Annotated in this window: 18 protein-coding genes and 1 other RNA gene; all 19 read right to left on the bottom strand. The window is 50.1% G+C overall.

The genetic code is table 11. The annotated features are described in order from the left end of the window. Window positions 1-103: 103 nt before the first annotated feature. The 19 genes from secA to rnpB all read right to left on the bottom strand — a co-directional run bounded on the left by secA (window position 104) and on the right by rnpB (window position 22968). The gene (gene secA, locus QWY82_RS09185; protein WP_290261588.1) at window positions 104-2800 is read right to left on the bottom strand and encodes a preprotein translocase subunit SecA; all 2697 of its coding nucleotides are present in this window, start codon (window positions 2798-2800) and stop codon (window positions 104-106) included. Between the two features lie 100 nt (window positions 2801-2900). Beyond that, window positions 2901-3833: a M23 family metallopeptidase gene (locus QWY82_RS09180; RefSeq protein ID WP_290261587.1), complete on the bottom strand. Its 933-nt coding sequence runs from the start codon at window positions 3831-3833 to the stop codon at window positions 2901-2903. Window positions 3834-4142: 309 nt separating this feature from the next. Beyond that, a complete protein-coding gene (gene lpxC, locus QWY82_RS09175) occupies window positions 4143-5054 on the bottom strand; it encodes a UDP-3-O-acyl-N-acetylglucosamine deacetylase (RefSeq protein ID WP_290261586.1) in 912 nt (303 codons plus the stop codon). Between the two features lie 401 nt (window positions 5055-5455). Beyond that, window positions 5456-6625 carry a cell division protein FtsZ gene (gene ftsZ, locus QWY82_RS09170; protein ID WP_290261585.1) on the bottom strand — a complete coding sequence of 390 codons (1170 nt, stop codon included), beginning with the start codon at window positions 6623-6625 and terminating at the stop codon, window positions 5456-5458. Between the two features lie 67 nt (window positions 6626-6692). Next, window positions 6693-7925 (bottom strand): cell division protein FtsA, encoded by a 1233-nt coding sequence (gene ftsA / locus QWY82_RS09165; protein WP_290261584.1) that lies wholly within the window; start codon window positions 7923-7925, stop codon window positions 6693-6695. A gap of 76 nt (window positions 7926-8001) precedes the next feature. After that, the gene (locus QWY82_RS09160; protein WP_290261583.1) at window positions 8002-8754 is read right to left on the bottom strand and encodes a cell division protein FtsQ/DivIB; all 753 of its coding nucleotides are present in this window, start codon (window positions 8752-8754) and stop codon (window positions 8002-8004) included. Continuing rightward, window positions 8751-9701 carry a D-alanine--D-alanine ligase gene (locus QWY82_RS09155; RefSeq protein ID WP_290261582.1) on the bottom strand — a complete coding sequence of 317 codons (951 nt, stop codon included), beginning with the start codon at window positions 9699-9701 and terminating at the stop codon, window positions 8751-8753. The genes QWY82_RS09160 and QWY82_RS09155 overlap by 4 nt, the downstream gene beginning before the upstream one ends. Window positions 9702-9710: 9 nt before the next feature. Then, window positions 9711-11102, bottom strand: a complete 1392-nt coding sequence (gene murC / locus QWY82_RS09150) for a UDP-N-acetylmuramate--L-alanine ligase (protein WP_380736342.1) — start codon at window positions 11100-11102, stop codon at window positions 9711-9713. A gap of 25 nt (window positions 11103-11127) precedes the next feature. Further along, entirely contained in the window at window positions 11128-12201 is a 1074-nt protein-coding gene (gene murG / locus QWY82_RS09145; RefSeq protein ID WP_290261578.1) for an undecaprenyldiphospho-muramoylpentapeptide beta-N-acetylglucosaminyltransferase, read from the bottom strand. Further along, on the bottom strand, window positions 12194-13468 hold the full coding sequence (gene ftsW, locus QWY82_RS09140) for a putative lipid II flippase FtsW (protein WP_290261577.1): 1275 nt from the start codon (window positions 13466-13468) through the stop codon (window positions 12194-12196). The genes murG and ftsW overlap by 8 nt, the downstream gene beginning before the upstream one ends. Next, the gene (gene murD, locus QWY82_RS09135) at window positions 13465-14814 is read right to left on the bottom strand and encodes a UDP-N-acetylmuramoyl-L-alanine--D-glutamate ligase (protein ID WP_290261576.1); all 1350 of its coding nucleotides are present in this window, start codon (window positions 14812-14814) and stop codon (window positions 13465-13467) included. The genes ftsW and murD overlap by 4 nt, the downstream gene beginning before the upstream one ends. Window positions 14815-14842: 28 nt before the next feature. Next, entirely contained in the window at window positions 14843-15925 is a 1083-nt protein-coding gene (mraY, locus tag QWY82_RS09130; RefSeq protein WP_290261574.1) for a phospho-N-acetylmuramoyl-pentapeptide-transferase, read from the bottom strand. Next, on the bottom strand, window positions 15925-17325 hold the full coding sequence (locus tag QWY82_RS09125) for a UDP-N-acetylmuramoyl-tripeptide--D-alanyl-D-alanine ligase (protein WP_290261573.1): 1401 nt from the start codon (window positions 17323-17325) through the stop codon (window positions 15925-15927). Before QWY82_RS09125 ends, mraY begins: the two co-directional genes overlap by 1 nt. Beyond that, window positions 17322-18821 (bottom strand): UDP-N-acetylmuramoyl-L-alanyl-D-glutamate--2,6-diaminopimelate ligase, encoded by a 1500-nt coding sequence (locus QWY82_RS09120; RefSeq protein ID WP_290261572.1) that lies wholly within the window; start codon window positions 18819-18821, stop codon window positions 17322-17324. Before QWY82_RS09120 ends, QWY82_RS09125 begins: the two co-directional genes overlap by 4 nt. After that, on the bottom strand, window positions 18821-20536 hold the full coding sequence (locus tag QWY82_RS09115) for a peptidoglycan D,D-transpeptidase FtsI family protein (RefSeq protein ID WP_290261571.1): 1716 nt from the start codon (window positions 20534-20536) through the stop codon (window positions 18821-18823). Before QWY82_RS09115 ends, QWY82_RS09120 begins: the two co-directional genes overlap by 1 nt. Next, on the bottom strand, window positions 20533-20835 hold the full coding sequence (gene ftsL, locus QWY82_RS09110) for a cell division protein FtsL (RefSeq protein ID WP_290261569.1): 303 nt from the start codon (window positions 20833-20835) through the stop codon (window positions 20533-20535). The genes QWY82_RS09115 and ftsL overlap by 4 nt, the downstream gene beginning before the upstream one ends. Before the next feature lie 89 nt (window positions 20836-20924). Further along, entirely contained in the window at window positions 20925-21845 is a 921-nt protein-coding gene (gene rsmH, locus QWY82_RS09105; protein ID WP_290261568.1) for a 16S rRNA (cytosine(1402)-N(4))-methyltransferase RsmH, read from the bottom strand. A gap of 9 nt (window positions 21846-21854) precedes the next feature. Further along, on the bottom strand, window positions 21855-22298 hold the full coding sequence (mraZ, locus tag QWY82_RS09100; RefSeq protein WP_290261566.1) for a division/cell wall cluster transcriptional repressor MraZ: 444 nt from the start codon (window positions 22296-22298) through the stop codon (window positions 21855-21857). A gap of 327 nt (window positions 22299-22625) precedes the next feature. After that, an RNA gene (gene rnpB / locus QWY82_RS09095) (RNase P RNA component class A) lies at window positions 22626-22968 on the bottom strand. Window positions 22969-23126: the final 158 nt, after the last annotated feature.

Here is a 23126-nt window from a genome sequence, read left to right as displayed (position 1 = left end):
TGATTATATTCGAAGCAAGACCCTAACAATACTGACCTTAACTTGGCGGGAAGGCACACAAAAAAGGCTGCCTACGGCAGCCTCATCAACCCTAAAAAACTTTTTACGACAGCTTGCCATGGCATTGCTTAAATTTCTTGCCAGAACCGCAAGGACAAACATCATTGCGTCCTACTTTTTGGCCCGTGCGCACGAATGGTTGTGCAGTTTCATCCGCCGCCTCTGGCTCACCAAGTGCGGACATCTCAGCATGCTGCAACTGCATTTTCTGACGCGCTAGCGCCTCTGCCCGCTTGCGCTCCATTTCAGCCATTTGCTCTTGGCTGATGGGTTCGACCCGCGCCAAAATCTTGATGACCTCGAATTTAATGGAATCTAGCATGCGCTGAAATAATTCAAACGCTTCGCGCTTGTATTCTTGCTTGGGATTTTTCTGCGCATAAGCGCGCAAGCCAATACCTTGGCGCAAATGATCCATGCTCGCCAAGTGTTCCTTCCATTGCATGTCGAGCACTTGCAGCATCACTTGGCGTTCAATGTCTTTTATAACTGTGCCAATGCGCTCAGATTTATCATCATAAGCTTGTTGCGCCGCGGCCAATACGCGCTCGCGCACCGTGGCCTCAGTCACACTCTTATCTTCGTCAAGCCAAGATTGAATTGGCAATTTAAGGCCTAACTCTGCCTCCAAGCTACTTTCTAAACCGGGTACATCCCATTGCTCTTCCATGCTTTGCGGAGGAATACCAGCCGAGATAATATCATTCACCACATCTTCACGAATTGCACTTATCGTGCTCGTAATATGCTCAGCGACTAATAAATCATTGCGCTGATGGTAGACAATTTGACGCTGATCATTGGCGATATCATCGTACTCAAGCAGTTGCTTACGAATATCAAAGTTACGTCCTTCAACTTTACGCTGGGCCTTTTCAATGGCATTGGTAACCATCCGATGCTCGATGGCCTCGCCTTTCTCCATGCCTAGGGCTTTCATAAAGTTGCGCACGCGATCAGAGGCGAAGATACGCATCAAACTGTCTTCAAGGGACAGATAAAAACGAGACATACCCGGGTCACCCTGACGCCCAGCACGACCGCGAAGCTGATTATCGATACGGCGGGATTCATGCCGCTCTGTACCGATGATGTGCAAACCACCCGCCTCGATAACGAGGTCATGACGCTGTTGCCAGTCAGCTTTTAGCGCCGCTTTTTGCTCTTCAGTTGGATTATCCAGCGCTGCCAATTCAGCCTCAAAATTTCCGCCCAAGACAATATCGGTACCGCGGCCGGCCATATTCGTTGCGATAGTTACCGCGCTAGGGCGACCCGCCTGGGAAATAATTTCAGCTTCTTTTTCATGGAACTTAGCGTTCAGCACTTGATGCTTGATACCGGCTTTCTTTAGCCGCGCCGACATCATCTCAGAGGTTTCAATGGATGCAGTACCCACTAAAACAGGCACTTTCTTTTCTATACACGACTTAACATCTTCAACAATTGCATCGTACTTTTCATCGACAGTGAGGAAAATGAGGTCGTTAAGATCTTGGCGCTGGATCGGCTTATTGGTGGGAATAACCACGACGTCCAAGCCGTAGATTTGCCTAAATTCAAACGCTTCGGTATCGGCAGTACCCGTCATACCCGACAGACCGTTATAGAGCCTGAAGTAATTCTGGAAAGTAATTGAGGCCAGCGTTTGGCTTTCGTTCTGAATATTAACCGCTTCTTTAGCTTCAAGCGCCTGGTGTAAACCTTCAGACAAACGGCGACCGGGCATGGAGCGCCCCGTATGCTCGTCAATGAGCATCACTTGGCCGTCCTGAACAATGTAATCAACATTTTTCTGAAACAGCGTGTGGGCTTTTAAAGCCGCATGCACATGGTGCAATAAACTTAAATTTGTGGCCGCGTATAAACTCTCTTCGCCCTGTAGCAAGCCTGCTTCAATCAACAGATCCTCGATAACCTGATGGCCTTCTTCAGAGAGTTCAACCTGACGCGCTTTCTCGTCCAGAATGTAATGGCCTGGCACTTCTTCTGTTGGCTTCTGTAACTTTGGAATCAAACCATTAATAACTCGGTAAAGCTCCGAGCTATCTTCGGCGGCACCGGAAATAATGAGTGGCGTACGCGCCTCATCGATTAAAATGGAGTCCACTTCATCGACCACGGCAAAATTGAGCTCGCGCTGGAACCGGTCCTCTTTGCGCAGTGCCATATTGTCGCGCAGGTAATCAAACCCAAATTCGTTATTAGTGCCGTAGGTAATATCGGCTTGATAGGCCGCGCGCTTTTCCTCTGGGTCTTGCATCGAGCGAATAACACCAACACTCAAACCCAAAAAATTATAAAGCGGTGCCATCCAAGCAGCATCCCGCGCAGCCAAATAATCGTTCACGGTTACGATGTGCACACCGGTGCCTGGAATAGCGTTCAAATAGGCCGCTAGGGTGGACATCAAGGTTTTACCCTCACCGGTACGCATCTCAGCGATACGCCCTTCTTGCAATGTCATACCGCCAATTAACTGCACGTCGAAGTGGCGCATGGACATCACACGTCGAGACGCCTCACGGCACACAGCGAAGGCTTCCGGTAACAGATCCGTCAATGTTGCGCCTTCAGAAAACCGCTGCCTAAATTCTGCGGTCTTAGCGGCGAGCTGCTCGTCGCTCAACGCCTGAAGGCCTTCTTCAAAACCGTTAATTAATTTAACAGTTTTTCCCATGCGCTTGAGTTCACGGTCGTTTTTTGTGCCGAAAATGGCCTTTAGCATCTTGCCTATCATGATAATTCCGAATGTCACATACAGGTTGTGCCGCCTTCAAGGCGGTGAAAGGGTGTCAAGTAAATAGAAAGGAGCTCTTGAACGCAAGAGCTACAGCGGGTCAGCGCGCTGCGCGGTGAATATAAACAGCAGGATCGACCGGGCGGCCGTGCTTATAAACTTCAAAATGAACATGAGGGCCGGTGGAGCGGCCACTGGTTCCCATGAGAGCGATCACTTGACCTTTCTTGACGATATCCCCAACCTGGACTTTCAACTCTGAATTGTGGGCATAACGCGTGGAAAAGCCATTGCCATGGTTAATTTCTACCAAATCGCCGTAGCCTTGGCGCTTAGTTGCCCAAGTCACAACACCGGCCGCTACTGAAATAACATCGGAGCCAAGTTTACCGGCGAAATCGACGCCTGAATGCCATGCCACGCGGCCGGTAAACGGGTCCGTTCTACGGCCATAACGTGACGACATCCAGCCTTTGGTAACGGGCCGGCCGGCGAGGAATACATCGTTTTGAATCTTGCGCTTGGCGAGCAGATCTTGAAGGATTTCGAGTTGCTGTTCGCGGCTTTCGATCTGCGCTGTTAGCTGATCGATAACATCGATAAACTCTGGCGCCGCGTAAGCATCTCCAAGAGACGCGCTTTCCGGGCCACCTAAAGCGGGAGGCTGACTAAAATCAAACTCACCTTGATCCAGCTTGGCGATGGTCGTAAGGCGCTCGCCCAATGCATCTAGCCGCACTAGCCGCGCCTGGAGCTCCGCCATGCGCAGTGTAATAGCCGCGAGTTGTTGTTGTGCATGCTGGCGGGTTTGTTCAAGCTGGTCTTTTTGTGCAGCAAGCCCTTGGCTCCAGCTCTTGGCAGAATCGGCAGTGAATAAATCAGCGCCATCACCGCGAGCCCACTCAAGCCCCGCGACCACACCAACACCAGCAGGCAAGCCTATCAGACACGCCGACAGCACAGCGCGCGTCCACCCACCGAGGGTGAAACTTCGCGTACTGCCATGGCGCTGACTGACAAGAATGACTTTCATCAGACCTACTTGTGTAAGTTATTGAATATTTAAGCCCTTAGGCCTCGCGAATCTTAATGACTAAAGCTACCTAGGTTCTAAGTTAAGCACATTAGAGAGCCTGTTTCGACTCGCCTTACCCAACCAAAAACCGAGCGCATCATAGAAGCGAGCTAGCTCGACTTCCACCAAAGGCATCACAACTTAGGCAATTTATACGCGTAAAGTACCAAAATACACGCGAAAAGCCATACCTTGTTCAAGTTTGAACAAAATATGGCATAGATATCAATGAATTACCAACGACAATGCACAAAACACATTAACCATTTACATGGCTAATATCGGCTTGATATAGGAAATTGGTGCTGTTTTTTCATCTTCAAATGTCACCACTTCCCACGCATCTTCTTGTGCGATGAGCTGGCGCAATGATTTATTATTAAGTGCATGGCCGGATTTGTGAGCCTTAAACTCACCAATCAAACTATTCCCGAGCAGGTAAAGATCGCCAATCGCATCGAGCACTTTATGCTTCACGAATTCGTCTTCGTAGCGCAAGCCGTCTTCGTTTACCACGCGATAATCATCAACAACGATAGCGTTATCAACACTGCCGCCTTTGGCTAAACCCTTCGAGCGCAGGTATTCAATTTCATGCATAAAGCCGAAAGTACGCGCACGGCTTACTTCTTTAACAAAAGACGTGCTGGAAAAATCTAGGCTCGCATTCAGTGTCCGACCATTGAAAACCGGGTGATCGAAATCGATGCTAAAGGTCACTTTAAAACCTTCAAATGGCAGGAATGAAGCCTCCTTATCGCCATCTTTTACCACCACAGGGCGCTTAATACGGATAAACTTTTTAGCCGCATTTTGCTCTTCGATACCCGCCGACTGAATGAGAAACACAAAGGGACCAGCGCTGCCATCCATGATGGGCACTTCAGGTGCCGAGACTTCGACAATCGCATTATCAATACCCAAACCGGCCATGGCACTCAATAAGTGCTCAACCGTGGATACGCGAACATCGCCTTTAATCAACGAGGTCGACAGCGTGGTATCGCCAACATTCGCCGCCTTCGCCTCAATCTCGACCATCGGGTTGAGGTCGGTGCGACGAAAAATAATGCCCGTATCGACCGGTGCAGGCTTTAACGACAAGTAAACTTTTTCGCCTGTATGCAAACCCACGCCGGTGGCGCGAATGGGGTTTTTCAGCGTTCGTTGCTTAATCATATGTCACCGTATCTTCAATGTGTCGTGGCCTGCGATTAACGCAGATCTGCCAAAATCAATGCCAAAAGAACAAACTAAACCTAGCGGATACCGCCTAGGTTAGCGAGGCTCTCCTTTAAACAGAGGGGGAGGAGAGCCAAATCTGGCCTAAGCCCTGGCCTCGATACTCCAGCCTATATGCGCAACCGCGGCCACCAACTCAGCAAAAAACCAAGTGGTGTGCCACAAATCACTAAATTTTTGGTCCGGTTATACCTTCCAGGCTGTCTAATTCAGCCAAAAACTTGGCCAAACAACCTAAAAAGGAGTCGGAAGCGCCGAATAGTATCAAATTTCAGACCATGAAACCAACACTTAAGTTCCAAGCCTAATAATTTAGTCACTATCAACGCGCACCAAATTTAGTCGGCTTGGCGACGTAAGAATGCTGGTATATCGAACAATTCCATATCTTTTTCCTGCGCGGCAAGCGCGGTATTGCCACCGCCCGATGCCGCCTGCTTACGGCGCTGATAAGTCGGGGTATCGAAGTCTTCCGGTTGATTGCCGAACTTTTGTCTAGGTGTATTATCGACCACCACCGACGCCTTTGGCTTTACCGCTTCCGGTTTAATCATTGGACCCAGACCCGTCGCTACAACGGTGACGCGCAACTCATCCTTCATTTCTGGATCGATCACCGTGCCCACTACCACGGTTGCGTCAGGCGACGCGAACTCGCCAATAGTGTCACCCACTTCGGTGAACTCACCTAAAGACAAATCGATACCGGCGGTGATATTAACCAAAATACCGCGCGCACCTTGTAGATCCACGTCTTCTAGTAAAGGACTGCGAATGGCTGCCTCTGCGGCCTCGCGTGCACGGTTTTCACCACGCGCGACACCTGTGCCCATCATAGCCATGCCCATTTCAGACATCACCGTACGCACGTCGGCAAAGTCGACGTTGATCATGCCTGGCCGAATAATCAAATCCGCAATGCCTTGCACCGCACCTAACAATACGTTGTTGGCAGCTTTAAATGCATCGAGCAGTGTGGTTTTTGTGCCCAACACAGACAGCAATTTCTCATTGGGAATAGTAATTAACGAGTCGACTCTCTCAGCCAGCTCGCGAATACCCGCATCGGCAATAGCCATGCGCTTTTTACCTTCAAACGGGAAGGGCTTGGTTACAACGGCTACTGTCAGAATGCCCATTTCGCGAGCGACTTCAGCCACGACCGGCGCACCACCGGTACCCGTACCGCCACCCATACCGGCGGTAACAAACACCATATCGGCACCTTCAAGAATTTCCGCGATTCGCTCGCGATCTTCCATGGCAGCTTGACGCCCAACCTCCGGATTGGCACCTGCCCCCAAACCTTTAGTCATCGAATTGCCGAGCTGCAACACAGTGCGTGCATCGATATCTTTCAATGCCTGTGCATCTGTATTAGCGCAGACAAATTCAACGCCCTCAATGTCGCTAGCAATCATGTGTTTAACGGCGTTGCCGCCACCACCACCGACACCAACAACTTTAATCACCGCATTCTGCGGCACGCTATCTACTAGTTCAAACATGGTATATCCCCTCTGTTTTAGCGATTTCCAAATCAATTAAAAGTGAACGATAAATACTCATCACTGCTTAAAAATTTTCTGCAAGCCACGCCTTAGCGCGCGACCACCAACTATTTTTGTTGTCCCGAGATGTGCTGCTAGGTCTACCATCGAGCTGCTTCATGCCATAAAACAACAACCCAACCCCCGTGGAATAAATGGGGTTGTTAACTATGTCACTTAAGCCACGAACATTTTGTGGCGCACCTAAGCGCACAGGCATATGAAAAATTTCTTCCGCCAGCTCAACCACGCCTTCCATTTTTGAGGTTCCGCCAGTCAACACAATACCGGCGGCTACCAAATCTTCGTAACCGCTACGGCGCAACTCTGCCTGCACCAAGGTGAACAATTCATCGTAACGTGGCTCAACAACTTCGGCTAAAGCTTGACGCGACAACTCCCTGGGCTCTCGATCCCCAACACTCGGTACTTTAATTGTCTCGTCTGCACCGGTTAACTTTGCCAAGGCACAGGCATACTTAATTTTAATTTCTTCCGCGTGAGCAGTTGGCGTACGCAAAGCCATAGCAATGTCATTCGTTACCTGATCACCGGCAATCGGAATTGACTTAGTGTGACGAATAGAGCCATCGGTAAAAATTGCAATGTCCGTTGTGCCACCACCAACATCAACCAGGCAAACGCCTAAACTTTTTTCATCATCCGTTAGTACGGCGTAACTCGAAGCAAGCTGCTCGAGAATGATGTCATCCACTTCCAGACCACAGCGCTTGATGCATTTCTCGATATTCTGGGCGGCATTTACCGCGCAAGTTACAAGGTGGACTTTTGCTTCCAGGCGCACACCTGACATACCAAGCGGTTCACGTACGCCCTCTTGGTTATCGATCAAATATTCCTGCGGCAATATATGCAGAATCTTTTGATCCGCTGGAATCGCAACGGCCTGAGCCGCATCAATAACGCGATCAACATCCTGGGTAAAAACTTCACGATCTTTAATCGCAACAATACCGTGCGAATTCAGACTACTAATATGGCTACCCGCAATACCTGCGTACACAGAGTCGATTTGGCAACCCGCCATCAACTCAGCCTCTTCTATAGCGCGCTGAATGGAGTGAACCGTCGATTCAATATTAACAACCACACCTTTTTTCAGGCCGATAGACTTATGCGAGCCAATGCCAACAATTTCCAGTTCGCCGTCATTCGACACCGAGCCTACAATTGCCACGACTTTAGAGGTGCCTATATCTAGGCCAACAATCATGCGACTCTCATTTACAGGTGGCATTGTGTTAACCCCGTCTTATGATTAGCTTTAATATTCATCTTTCAGCCCGTTGTAATTCATTCTTCCTGAACATCTGTTAAGTTGACTTGCGCCAACTCACTGCCGCACCGTTGTTGTAACGTACATCGACACTACTCACTTCAGCCCACCGACCGGCCAGCTGGTCATCGTAAACCTTCCCAAACAAACGCATTCTTTCCTGTAATTGGTGGCGGCCGAACGCAATTTTTACACCATCTTGCAACTGAACTTTCCAGCTCCCTCTTTTATCCAATTCAATACGCGCTATATTCAAATTCCTTACACTCATTAGCGCTGCAATTGTTTGATAGCTTTGCATTAATTTCCCCAGCGATCGGTCTTCAGCGTCCAACCTTGGCAAGCTTGCTAGCCGCTCCACGTTCGTCGCCAAGATTAATTCAGCTCTATTGTTTACAAAGCCCCTGTCAGCCCAACGTGCAATGGGCGTTTGCTCAACAACTTCAACAATAAGCCGATCCGGCCAACGTCTACGAATCAGCACATAATCAATCCAAGGGTCCCGCTCTAACGCACTTTGAAGGCCTTGAATATCTAACTGCCAAAAACCCGTATCGATATTGTTTTCAAGTAGCATCGCAATATGATCTTTATCAACGAGCCTAAATTGCCCTTCGATAGCAACACCGTTCACCGGTCTATCCCAAATGGCGAGCGCACGCTCGGTAATCTGCGGCGTCAACCAAACAAGCGCCGCGAGTAACGCTGACGCTAATAAAACTTTGCGAACCAAGCCGGGCTTAGCCTCAGACGATTTTTCCCGCATTGCCCGCTTCACTTCAGCCTTCATTTAACCAATGAATCCTGCAAAATCGTGCCCACCAAAGCATCAAAGTTTAAACCCGCTTGTTTGGCCGCCATGGGCACTAAACTGTGATCCGTCATGCCCGGTACAGTATTTACCTCAAGCATAAAAAATTGGCCGTCACGGTCTGCCATCACATCAACCCGCCCCCAACCTTTACAGCCGACAGCTTTAAAACCTGCTAGCGCCAAGGCTTTAAGCTCGGACTCCTTTTCCGGTGGCAGTTCACACGGGCAGATGTATCGCGTCTCATTAGATATGTACTTTGCATCGTAATCATAAAAAGTATTTGCTGCCTCCAAGCGAATAGGCGGCAGCACTTCGTCGACCAAAATGGCGACCGTATATTCAGCACCTTCGATAAGGCGCTCAACCAATACACTGGAATCCAAAGCTCGTGCCTTTTTTACCGCCACTTCAAATTCGGCTAGGTTTTGCACCTTAGACATACCGATACTCGAGCCTTCATGGCTCGGTTTAACCATGACTCTCCCGCCTAAAGAGTGCAAAACCTGAGCAAGATCTGCCTCCGGTGTTAGCACCACATATTCAGGCGTCGGTAAATTCTCACCGCGCCAAATTTGTTTCGTGCGCCACTTATCCATAGCGATTGCTGATGCTTGAACGCCGCTGCCTGTATAGGGAACACCCAGAAATTCCAGTAGTGCTTGCATCCGTCCGTCTTCGCCACCCGGTCCGTGCAACGCGATAAAAGCTCGATCAATACCGGATTTTTGAATCTTCTCTACCGCATTGTCTTGCGTATCAATCGCAACTACATTCACGCCTAGAGCCTTCAAGCCCGTTAAAATCGCATTACCCGACTTCAAACTAACAGCGCGCTCTGCTGAACTACCGCCAAGGAGAACACCCACCTTACCTAACTGTGCTAAGGTCGCTGCGTCAAATGTAAAACCTTCGTTGTGCTTCATCAAATTACCTCAAGACCATTTCAGCACAGAGAGCTCTGCCGACAATTGACCCACATTTCCCGCACCTTGGGTAATTACAATGTCATTAGGCTTAATAATATGCTTTAGCGCCTCGGCAACGCCGTCGATCTGGTCTACAAATACAGGGTCGACAACACCGCGAGTGCGAATGCTTCTACTCAAGCTTCGGCCATCCGCGCCAGCAATAGGGTCTTCACCAGCAGAATAAACATCCAGTAAAATTAACGAATCCACACCACTCAACACATCGACGAAATCTTCATAAAGATCTCGCGTTCTACTGTAACGGTGCGGTTGATAAATCATTACCAAGCGACGATCCGGCCAACCACTTCGCACCGCCTTGATCGTTGCTGCGACTTCCCGTGGATGGTGACCGTAATCATCCACCAACATTGCACTACCGCCTTCGCCCACGGGCACATCGCCGATCACTTGAAAACGTCGACCCACACCTTGAAAGCCAGCTAGACCTTCCTGTATGGCGCCATCGCTCACGCCTTCATCGGTGGCTACTGCGATAACTGCCAATGCATTTAACACATTGTGCTCACCTGGCATGTTAACTGTCACCGGAAGGTTGACAGCCTGGCCCGCGCGAACAACATCGAATGACGTAGTCATTTTTTCTTGACGAATATTTATGGCGCGCACATCGCATTGCTCGCCCAGACCGTAGGTGATAACAGCGCGTGAGATTTGCGGCAACAATTCACACACCACTGGGTCATCACCGCACACAACCGCAACACCATAAAACGGCAGATTGTGTAGAAACTCGACAAACGTTTTCTTGAGTACGGAAAAATCACCGCCATAGGTGTCCATATGATCCGCATCGATGTTTGTAACCACCGAGACCATGGGCTGCAAATGTAAAAACGTCGCATCACTTTCATCAGCCTCGGCCACAAAGTAACGGCTCTCGCCCAACTTTGCGTTACTACCCGCGCTATTTAACAGACCGCCAATAACAAATGTTGGATCTAAGCCATCCGCCGCCAACACCGATGCCATCAAACTTGTGGTGGTGGTTTTTCCGTGGGTACCTGCTATGGCGATACCGTGCCGGTAGCGCATCAATTCACCCAACATTTCGGCTCGACGAACCACCGGAATTCGATTCTGCTTCGCCGCCTGCAATTCTGGGTTGTCGGCTTTCACGGCAGTGGAGTTGACAACAACATCAACACCCTCAACATTACTGGCAGAATGACCAATAAAGACCTTTATGCCCTTGCCTTCCAGATGCTTAGTCGTAGTGGATGCACGTATATCCGAACCCGAAATTTCATAGCCCATATTCAATAGAACTTCAGCAATTCCACTCATACCGGCGCCACCAACACCGATAAAATGAATTCTACGAATCCGACGCATCTCTGGAATTTGATAAATTTTTGGCTTAATCACGCAATACCTCCTGACAAATTTTAGCTACAGCCTGTGCAGCGTCGGCCTTTGCCTGTGCCCGAGCGTTAAGTGCCATCTCTAGTAATACTTTTCGATCGGCCAACTGGTGCGTTAACACATCAGCCAATACCTGTGGGTTCAATTCACTCTGTTGCTTTACTAGCGCCGCCTTGTGGTTCACCAACCAATTAGCATTAGCCGTTTGATGATCGTCAATTGCAAACGGGAAGGGAATGAAAAGCGCCGGCAACCCAGCAACAGAAATCTCTGATACTGTTAAAGCACCAGACCGGCAAATAACCATATCAGCCCAACCATAGGCGTCTGCCATATCATCAATGAAAGCCACCAAGCGCACGTGTTTCAACCCGGCCGAGGCATAGGCATTTGCGCAAACATCAAAATGTTTAGCGCCAGATTGATGATAAACTTCGACCGCACCCGCGGGCATTAATGCCACGGTTTTCGGCAACAGGTCATTGATAAACTGCGCACCCAAACTGCCGCCGAGCACAAGTAATTTTAGCGGGCCTTGGCGACTATTGAAGCGCACATCAGGCGCGGCCAGAGAGCAAATCTCCTGGCGCACTGGGTTTCCCACAGTTTCTGCAGTTTTCATGCCTGACTCAAAAGCTTGCAAGCGACGCTGTGCAACTTTGGACAGCAATTTATTGGTTGTACCAAGCCTCGCATTTTGCTCGTGGATAATAAGCGGAATACCAAAAAGCCAAGCCACTAACCCACCAGGCCCGGATGCGAAACCGCCAAACCCAAGCACAAGCTTGGGTTTAGTGCGACGCAGCACTTTTGCCGCTTGAACTAACGACACAAGAAGTTTTGCCGGCGCCAGCAACAAACTGCGGATACCCTTGCCTCGCAAACCTTCCACTTTTATAACATGGAGTAAAATGCCGGCAGCCGGTACCAACTGCGCCTCAATGCCACGCTGAGTTCCCAGCCACTGCACATCGCAGCTACCCGCTTTAAGTGCACTTGCCACCGCAAGCGCGGGAAACACATGCCCGCCGGTGCCGCCGGCCATGATCAACACGCGAGGGTTAGTCATCAACTGTGCCCTCCACCTGTGTTTTGCGTGGTTTTGCCACAGCCTTGGTTGCGCGTTTTTTTACGACTTTCTTGGCTTCGCGCACAACCTGGACTTCAGATTCCCAGTCAATCCTTAGCATTAGCCCCATGAGCGCACAGCAGAGTAATAGGCTGCTACCGCCGTAACTAATAAAGGGTAAGGTCAAACCTTTTGTAGGTAAAAACCCAGACGCAACGCCAATATTAATGAAAGCCTGCATGGCAAATAGAATTGCAACGCCAAACGCTAGCAAAGCGGGGAAGCAATCATCGTGTGACATACGGCTGCGACAACGGCGTAAAATTTCAAAAATAAGCGCACCGAATAGCGCAATGACAACAAGCCCACCGATTAAACCGAACTCTTCGGCAATAACAGCAAACACGAAGTCTGTGTGGGCTTCAGGAAGATATAACATTTTCTGGATACTATTGCCCAAGCCCTGCCCAAGCCATTGGCCATTACCAAAAGCAATGAGCGACTGAGTAAGTTGATAACCCGCATTAAACTGGTCAGCCCAAGGGTCTAGGTAGGTCACCAAGCGCTGCAGCCGATAGGGCGACATCAGCGCTACCGAGGTAAACAACCCGCCGCCCACTAACATCAAACTGAGCATGACCCAAAGCCGCGCGCCAACAAAAAATAGCATGGCCATTATCGTGACTACGATAACAACGGAACTGCCAAAATCTGGCTCGGCAAGCAGTAAAAGTACGAGCACGCCTAAAATCGCCAATGCCCGCAATAAGCCTTTGTTATATCGACTCAAGCTCACTGCGCGCTTAGTAAAATAACTGGCAAAAAAGATGATGGCACAAAATTTTACCGCTTCAGATGCCTGCAACGTTAAAGAGCCAATGGCCAACCAACGCTGGCTGCCATTTACTCTACGCCCAATGCCCGGTATCAACACAACCAGAAGTAATACCAAGGCCAGCATCAACAAAACCCATGCATATTTTTGCCATACCACGAGTGGCACCATGGCAACAGCCGCGCTGACAGTGAGCCCCATGGCTAAAAAAATCAGGTGCCGACGGGTAAAATACCAAGGATCGCCCAAGGTTGAATCGGCAAACGCGATACTGGAAGAGGCAACCATGATCAAACCAAAGGTCAACAACGCGGCCCATATAAAAACCATGCGCGTGGCTAATAAGCGCGAAACATCTGGCCGCAATTGCGCAAAGAGATCGGGCTGTAAGCCGGCGCTTAACAAAGGCTTGAAAACAAAGGAGCTACTCATGCCGAGAGCCCTCTTACCGCTGCAATGAATTGCTCGCCACGATCAATATAATTCTTGAACATATCCAACGATGCACACGCAGGCGACAATAGAACTTTATCGCCGGAGCGCGCCAACTGATGAGCCTGCGCGACTGCATCACACATATCGGAGGCGAAAGCGACCTGCACATCATTTTCGGCGAGTGCGGCAATGGCTTTGGCATCGCGACCAATCACAACGAGGGCGCGCGCGAAACGGTTGATTGCGGGTTTCAAAGGTGAAAAATCAGCACCCTTACCATCGCCGCCGGCGATTAACACTAATTTATGTTGCGCACCGGCGAAGCCTTCAATTGCAGCCAAAGTTGCACCCACATTCGTGCCCTTGGTGTCATTGATGTAACTTACACCGCGCACATCCGCGACCCACTCACAGCGATGGGGAAGGCCTTTAAATTTCTTTAATGCTGCCAGCATACTGGCCATCGGTAAGCCCGCCGCGCGCCCAATGGCGAGCGCCGCTAAGGCATTGGCAACATTGTGTTTACCCTGAATTTTCAATTCACTAACGGGCATCAACGGCTCAAACTGAAAGGCCAAGTAAATTTGATCGGCCTGTTCAATTAGGCCAAATTGGTTGAAGTCTGGCTTATTGAGCCCAAAACTTGTTAGCTGTAAACCAGCGGACATAGGTGGCTGGGTTAACGCGTCAGCGCGATTAACCACCACGGCGGCAGCACCATAATAAACGCGCTGTTTTGCCGCATGGTAAGCGGAAAAATTTTCATAGCGATCTTGATGGTCATCGCTCATATTCAATATACACGCGACCCGCGCCGACAACTTGGGCGTTGTTTCCAGCTGAAAGCTAGAAAGTTCCAACACATATAATTCAGCGTCATCTGCCAATAGATCGAGTGCCGCGGTACCTAGGTTGCCACCTACACCCACCTTAAGTCCGGCTTCTATCGCCATTTCGCCTACCAACGTGGTGACAGTACTTTTTGCGTTGGAGCCAGTAATACCGACAATGGGCGCGTTTGCCTCTCGCACAAACAAAGCGATATCGCCAATAACACTCACGCCAGCAGTTTTAGCTGCCTGTATTGCAGGCAGCTTCAGCGATAAGCCTGGGCTGAGTATAATCTCATCAAACTGGCAAAGCTTTTCGGCGCTTAACTCGCCTAAAAACACTTCAACGTTGGGAAATTCGCGCTGAAAGGCGTTTAGTTGAGCCGGCGCCAAACGCGAATCGAACATAGCAAAGGCTGAATTTTTTCGCGCCAAATAGCGAGCCACAGATAAGCCGGTGACACCTAGGCCAACAACTGCTGTGATCGTGCTTTTTGCGATTAATTCAGACACAAATTTTTCCTGTATTTTCCGCTATGGATCAACGTAACTTGAGTGTGGCCAGGCCAATCAAGACCAACATAACCGTTATAATCCAGAACCTTACGATGACTCTCGGTTCGGGCCAGCCCTTCAATTCAAAATGGTGATGCAAGGGTGCCATCCTGAAAATACGACGACCGGTCAATTTAAAGGAACCCACCTGCAAAATTACCGAAACGGTCTCCATCACGAATACACCGCCCATGATAAAAAATACGATTTCATGGCGAATGATGACGGCGATAACACCGAGGGCTGCACCTAAAGCGAGAGCCCCAACATCACCCATAAACACTTGCGCTGGGTAGGTGTTGAACCACAAAAAGCCTAGACCTGCACCGGCGAGCGCACCGCAAAACACCACAAGCTCACCAGCACCTGGCACATAGCCGATGTGCAGATAATTTGCGAACTCAACGTGACCAACAAGGTAGGCGATAATACCTAAGGCGCCGCCCACCATCACCGAGGGCATAATCGCTAGGCCATCTAATCCATCGGTCAAATTGACAGCATTACTCGAGCCTACGATGACAAAATACGTCAATACAATGAACAGCGGCCCCATAGAGATGGCGACATCTTTAAAAAACGGAATAAACAACTGTGTTTCTGCCGGCGCAACAGCCGTGACATACAAAAATACTGCTGCGCCAATACCACCTACTGATTGCCAGAAGTATTTCCACTTCGCTGGCAAGCCTTTTGAATTTGACTCTACAACTTTACGGTAATCGTCAACCCAACCAACAGCGCCAAAAATAAAGGTCACGGCAAGCACTACCCAAACAAATCGGTTATTTAAATCTGACCATAACAAGGCGCTGGTAAAAATGGCGGCCAAAATCAAAGTGCCACCCATGGTGGGCGTACCGGATTTGCTTAAATGCGATTGCGGCCCATCGCTTCTGACCGACTGCCCAATCTGCAGATAATTTAGCCGTCGAATCATCCACGGCCCCACCAAAAGCGAGATTCCAAGGGCGGTTAACACACCTAAAATGGCTCGAACCGAAAGATATTGAAAAACCCCAAAGGCATTCATGTACTGCTGTAAATAATCCGCTAACCAAAGCAACATTAGTTTGTCCTCACTAGGGCAGTGATGGCCTGCACGATCAATTCCATCCGCGCACTTCTCGACCCTTTAATTAAAATAGTTATGTGGCCTGCTTGGCTATCGATCAAATCCTTTAAAAAGGTTACAACCTCTTGCTGCGAATCAAATGCATTATTTGAATCAAATCTTTCGGCGGCATATTGGCTCAGCTTACCGACGGAAACCAAGCCACTCAGTTGCGCAGCTTTGGCATATTCACCCACCTCTTGATGATGCAGTATCTCGTCGCGACCTAACTCTCCCATGTCACCGAGAACTAGCCAACGCGCGCCTTCGAACGGCACCAAGGCATCAATAGCCGCCTTCACCGAGCCGGGATTAGCGTTATAGGTATCATCAATTAACGTGACCGCACTCGAGGGCTTGGAGATATTCATACGGCCTTTAACCGCAGAAAATGTGCTCAACCCTTGCAATAGGTGCTCAACACTTATTCCAGCCGCGAATGCACAGGCAGCGGCAACGAGGGCGTTGCGCACGTTGTGCAAGCCGGCCACCGGCAAGGCGACATGAAAAGGTTTACCATCAACATAAAGGTCGAACACTGACTGCTCTGGCAGTAGCGTTATATTATCCGCACGTAAATCCGCACCTAGCTGATTGATCGCAACCGAAACCCTACGCCTCGACTGATTTTGTGCGACAAACATACCGGCAAAGCTGTCATCGAGATTAATAATGGCTACGCCGTCTTGACCCAAGCCTTGATAGATCGCAGATTTCGTTTGTGCCACTCCTTCAACGCTGCCAAAGCCCTCGACGTGGGCAGGCATAACGTTATTCACCACGGCCACAGATGGAGAGGCGAGGCGTGTAAGGTAGGCTATTTCATCCGGCCCGCTGGCGCCCATTTCGATAATTGCAAATTGATGCTGGGGCAATAATCGAAACAACGTTTTGGGCACGCCGATATGGTTGTTGAAGTTACCCTGCGTGGCCAGTACGGCGCTTTCTCCGAAAGCTGCACTCGCTATAGATAGCAACATTTCTTTAACGGTTGTCTTGCCGCAACTACCCGTGATCGCGATTAAAGGCCCCGCGAAGGCTTCGCGCGCAAGAACAGCTATGTGGCCCAATGCAAGGGTCGTGTCGTCCACACACCAATAGTTACCCGAACCTAATTCAGACTTATTTATGTCAGCCCACGCCTTCGATACAACACATGCTGCAGGATTACTTTGCTGCACAACACTCACATAATCGTGGCCATCAAACTTATCGCCAATCAGGGCAACAAATAGCTCGCCAGCACCAACGGTACGGCTGTCGGTAGACACACTGTTAAATTGAGCATTGGCATTACCCAGAATAACGCCGCCGAATTTTCTTTCTAGTTCGCCAAGAGATAGCGGCCGAATCATGTGCCACCTCCCATTCGCTGCACTAGCGCGGCTCTTGCTATGGCAATATCGCTAAAGGGATATTTAGTTGTACCAATGATCTGATAATCTTCATGCCCTTTACCGGCAAGCACAATTAAGTCACTTGTTTTCGCTTCAGCGATAACTTGGCCAATAGCGCTCTTGCGATCTGGGTTGGCCGAATAGGTGTCGCCCGGGTTGAATCCGGTTAGGATATTTTCAATAATTGCTTGTGGATCTTCCGTGCGCGGGTTGTCGCTAGTAACCACACTGCAATCGGCGAGAGCGGCCGATATTTTTGCCATCTCTGCTCGTTTGCCCGAATCGCGATCACCACCGCAACCAAACACCGACCACAAGCGGCCCTTGCAGTGCAATCGAGCGGCACTCAATACCGCGCGCAATGCATCGGGGGTATGAGCATAGTCAACGATAACTTGCACATCGGCTTTAACATCAATGCGCTGCATGCGCCCGGGAACAGGTTCAAGTGTGGCCACCGCGGCAAGCACTTCGACCAACGTGAAGCCTTCACTACAGGCGGTGGCCACAACGGCCAGTAAATTACTAAGATTAAATTCACCCAGCAAATGCGAACGCAGTTCACCTTTGCCCCAAGGTGTACTGATCAGCGCTTGAATACCCGCATCGTGGTAATTCACTTCAGTCGCGACCACATCCGCACCACTGCTTTTAATGCCGTAAGTAATCAACGGAATATTGGTAATTTGGTTTTGAATGGTGACGGCAAAAGGGTCATCTAGGTTGATCACGCCGCGCACGATGCCGAGCTGACGGAATAGGTTCAACTTGGCATTGCCATAACTTTCCATATCGCCATGAAAATCGAGGTGATCGCGAGTGAGGTTAGTAAACACGGCTGTTTGCATCGGCACAGCAGTCACACGGTGCTGCACTAACGCGTGCGAAGAAACCTCCATGGCCAAATGGCGTACATGGCGCTGACGCAAGTCGCGCAAAATTCTCTGTGTTTGCACGGCATCTGGCGTCGTCATACCAGTATCCGTTAGCGAACTACCTATAGCGCCATAACCCAGCGTGCCCAATACCGCTACACGCTCGCCCAACGCGTGGTAAAGGCGCCCCAACAATTGCGTGCAGGTAGTCTTGCCGTTAGTACCCGTGACACCGATAACTTTTAACTCTTGGCCCGGTAAACCGTAAAAGCGCGCGGCAATCTCACTTATGTTTGCTGCTAGGTTGGGAATGGCAATAATCCAGCCGTGATCAAATTCACAGGTTACAACCCCTGCCTCAGCATCTGTTAAAGCCACCAGAGCGCCGGCAGTAAATGCCTGCGCCATAAAGGCTTGGCCGTTAGCTTGGCTACCTTGAACGGCGAAAAATAAACTGCCTGCAGTCGCCATTCGGCTATCTAAGGTAATTGACGAAATAACCAGCTCGGCCACGGCGTCAGGTAACTGAATTTCAGGCAGCAATAACTTCAATGGCAAGGTCTGTAAGAAAGCGCCCATCAACGATGCCCTCCTCGACTGACCAGTTGGGTAACCGCCGGCTCCGGCGGCACCTGCAATGCACGCAGCGCACCTTCAGTGACTCGGGCAAATACCGGCGCGGCTACGTCGCCGCCAAAATACTTACCGGCACCCGGCTCATCGACCACGACGACAATTGCCAAGCGCGGATTATCAGCTGGCGCCAAGCCTGCAAACAGCGAGCGATAGCGGCTAGCTTCATAACCATTTGGGCCAACTTTATGCGCAGTACCGGTTTTGCCGGCAACGGTATAGTTATCCAACTTTGCCCGTGTAGCGGTACCGCCTGGCTCGACTACGGTTTTCAACATATTAATCAGCTGATCCGTATAACGGTGGTCAACGATGTGCTCGCCTTGCTGTGGCGTATCATTTTTTAATAGCGACACCGGGTGCTTTATTCCCGCCCCAGCCACAATTGCGTAGGCTTGCGCCAGCTGCAGAGCAGTCACGGTGAGGCCATATCCGAATGCGTAGTTGGCCTGCACAATGGGCTGCCAGCGCTGGTGATTGGGCAGCTGGCCAGCACTTTCACCAGGGAAACCGGTATTGGAAACCTGACCAAAGCCCAAGCGCACATACATATCGCGTATCTGCTTTGGCTCCATCGTTAGCGCGACTTTGGTTAAGCCCACCTGGGAAGATTTTGTAATGATCTTAGTCACATCAATCAAACCGTAATTTACCGGGTCGAGTAACGTTTTCTTGCCCACGCGAATGTAGCCTGGCGATGTCTCGATAGGGGTGTGGGGATGAACCTTGCCAGCCTCAAGTGCCGCCATGATGGTTAACGGCTTTACCGTCGATCCCGGCTCGAACTGATCGGTCATGGCGCGATTGCGCATGGCCGCGGGCTTTAGATTTGATCGGTCATTTGGGTTGTAGCTGGGTTGGTTTGCCATCGCTAAAATTTCACCGGTTTGCACATCGATCACAACGATCGAACCGGCGCGGGCCTGATGCGCTTGAACCGCAGCCTTAAGTTCGCGATAGGCTAAATATTGCAAACGCAAATCAATGCTCAAAGCAATATCTTTCCCCGCTTCTGCCGCGCGAACCAAACCGACCTCTTTAATGTTGCGGCCACGTAAATCTCGCAGCACCTGCTTAACACCCTGTTGACCACTCAACCAAGTATCGAAGGCCATCTCCACGCCCTCTTGGCCCCGTTCATCCACATTGGTAAAACCAACAATGTGCGAGGTAACCTCAGCGGCTGGATAATAACGGCGGTACTCTTGCTCAGAACTCACCCCGGCAATACCCAGCGCCAAAACGATATCGGCATCCTGAGGCGGCAGATGGCGCTTCAGATACATAAACTCGCGTTTAGCATTTTCCGCTAAACGCTTTTGTAAACTCGCTTTACTCACACCCAAAGCACCAGCCAGACGCCCTACATCTTCTGCTGGTAATAATTTTGGATTTACCCATAGTGATTTGACCGGCGTACTCACGGCTAAAGGCTCGCCATTGCGATCGGTAATAACGCCCCGGTAGGCGGCAATACGCTCTTCCCGCAGGGTGCGAGCTTCGCCTTGGCCCTGCAAAAATTCAAAACCTTTTTCTTCGCCTGGCAACACCTGCACGCGCGCCAAATGCCAGGTGATGGCAACCACCAGCACAAGCAGAAAGGCCACAGCGAAAACAAAGCGCCAGCGCGCCAGCTGAAATGGTTTTTGAACCCGACTCATGGTTGCACCATGATGGTCGATGCCGCATCGGGTAGGCGCATCTGCAATTTTTCAACCGCAAGTTTTTCAACCCGACTGTAGGCGGCCCAGGTACTCTGCTCAAGCAGGTATTGACCACGCTGAACTTCTAATTCACCGGCCTCTCTACGCAAAGACTCAAGCTGAAAAAAAGCGATGCGGGCATCGTGTGTTGAACGCACAACCAATAGCGCAGAGGCAGCCACAAGCAGCCACAATAGTACTGTTATGAGTACCAAGGCTGCCTTAGGTTGGTCTTTCACTGCAATCGGATTTTGCACCCAATTTCCCTGTTTTTTTGTGTTAGCAAATAATTATTGTCGTGTCTGTTATTTTGCTGCGCTGTTAAATCGATAAATCGAATCAACAACTAGGCTAATTTTTTCGCACAACGCATTACAGCGCTTCGTGAGCGCTGATTTTCGGCCAATTCGGCAGCGCCCGCTTTCACGGCTTTGCCTAGGCTCTTCATTGTTTTGTTTAGCTGGCTATCCATAACCGGCAAACCTTTGGGCAACTGCTGCCCACGCTCCTGATCGCGAATGAAACGCTTAACCAGTCGATCCTCTAGCGAATGAAAACTAATCACTACCAAATGGCCGCCAACCTTTAATGCCGTAAGGGCAGCGGTCAAAACCTGTTCTAAATCTTTCAGCTCGCTGTTAATGAAAATTCGAATACCTTGAAAGGCTCGCGTTGCGGGGTGCTTATGCTTTTCCCACGCAGGGTTGGCCTCGGTAACAATTTTTGACAAACGCCCAGTGGTTACAATGGGCTCAAGCGCCTGCTCGCGCACTATCGCGTTGGCAATGCGCTTGGCAAAACGCTCCTCGCCGAATTCTTTCAGCACGAACGCAATTTCTTCTGCATCCGCGCTGGCAATCCAATCTGCAGCACTCAAGCCTCGCGTCGTATCCATGCGCATATCCAGCGGGCCATCCTGCATAAAACTAAAACCGCGCTCTGCTTGATCCAACTGAGGAGACGACACGCCCAGATCGAGCAGAACACCATCGACGCTGGCTGGCTCCACCCAGGTCAACAAATCAGCAAAGCTGCCGTGCTTAATCGAAAATCGAGTATCGATTTGCGCCAAGGCCTCGCCTTCAGCGATAGCCTGAGGGTCTTTATCAACCCCAATCAATTTGCCGGTTGGCGCCAAGCGCTCCAATATCAGACGGCTGTGACCACCGCGGCCAAAGGTGCCGTCCATATAAAGACCATCGAGAGGCCCAACAAGCGCCTCTACCGCTTCATTTAACAAGACGGTGTAATGTGCGGTCTTTTTCATATTCATTCGCTATAGGGATAAAGATTGCATTTCGTCTGGCATCTCGCCGCCATCGGCATCGGCGTCCAACCAGTTTTGCCAACCTTCTTCGCTCCAAAGCTCTAATTTTTTACCCTGCCCAACCAACATCAATTTCTTGTCGAGCTGCGCATACTCGCGCAGGGTGGGTGGCAGCAACACCCGGCCATTGGCGTCGACATCGAGTGGCGTGGCATAACCGATCAACAGTCGCTGTGTGCGACGCGCAATCTTGTTAAAGCTGGGCAAAGCTTCAATTTTGGGCAGAATTTCTAACCACTGAGGTTCGGGATAAACCAACAAACAGCGCTCTTCGGTGTGAGCAGTAACCACCAATCGACCGCCACACACTTCTACCAGCGTTTCGCGAATACGCGCTGGAATCGCCAGACGCCCTTTCGCGTCCATGCTGATGGTATGGCTGCCGAGAAACACTATTTCCCACCTAAGAGTCGTTTCAAACCACTAAATTCCACTTTTATCCACTTTTTCCCACATTCACACACTATAAATCCGCGCACTTTAAAGTCAAGCAAAGTGACGTGAACTAGGCCGTAAAGTCGCGAAAAATGCAGGGAAAGGTTACGAAGATGCAACCAAACAACAGACTGCAGGAGGGTTTAACTTTTAAAAATCAGAGAGATAGCAGCAACACTTAATGTATCACTTTAAGTGTGCAACCCTTTCGTATTAAGAAACATGAGGAATATAACTAAAGAGTATGAGCTGCTTGCGCCCTGAGGACGCAAGCACTCAAATAAAGCGTTGAGCCAGCCGGTAAGCCGGGTTCTGTCGTGGACAGTCATTCATCTGGGACAGATGTCACCATCTGCCTCAAGCAATCTACCCGCCTTCAGCACGGGTCGCACTATAGAAGGCCTATTTGATCTTGCTCCGAGTGGGGTTTACCTAGCCACAGACTGTTACCAGCTGCGCGGTGCGCTCTTACCGCACCATTTCAACCTTACCGGCGCTTGCGCGCTTAGGCGGTTTATTTTCTGTTGCACTTTCCGTAGGCTCGCGCCTCCCAGGCGTTACCTGGCACTCTACCCTGTGGAGCCCGGACTTTCCTCCCCCTTGCGGGAGCGACTGTCTAGCTGGCTCGCGCTCACAATAATCAAGCTGGCACCTCAATTCAACTGCTAATTTCAGCCTATGTACCAACTTCGCCGGTTTAGTCTATCTTTTAATGGGTAAATTGGACGCAATGCTATAGGCAAACCCAAACGCCAGCGGCATACTCCAACTGCACATGCTTGAAAC

The sequence above is a fragment of the Simiduia curdlanivorans genome, assembly GCF_030409605.1.
Classification (GTDB): Bacteria; Pseudomonadota; Gammaproteobacteria; order Pseudomonadales; family Cellvibrionaceae; genus Simiduia; species Simiduia curdlanivorans.
The sequence above is the reverse complement of the archived record's forward strand: the minus strand, read 5'-3'. Positions and strand labels throughout refer to the sequence as shown.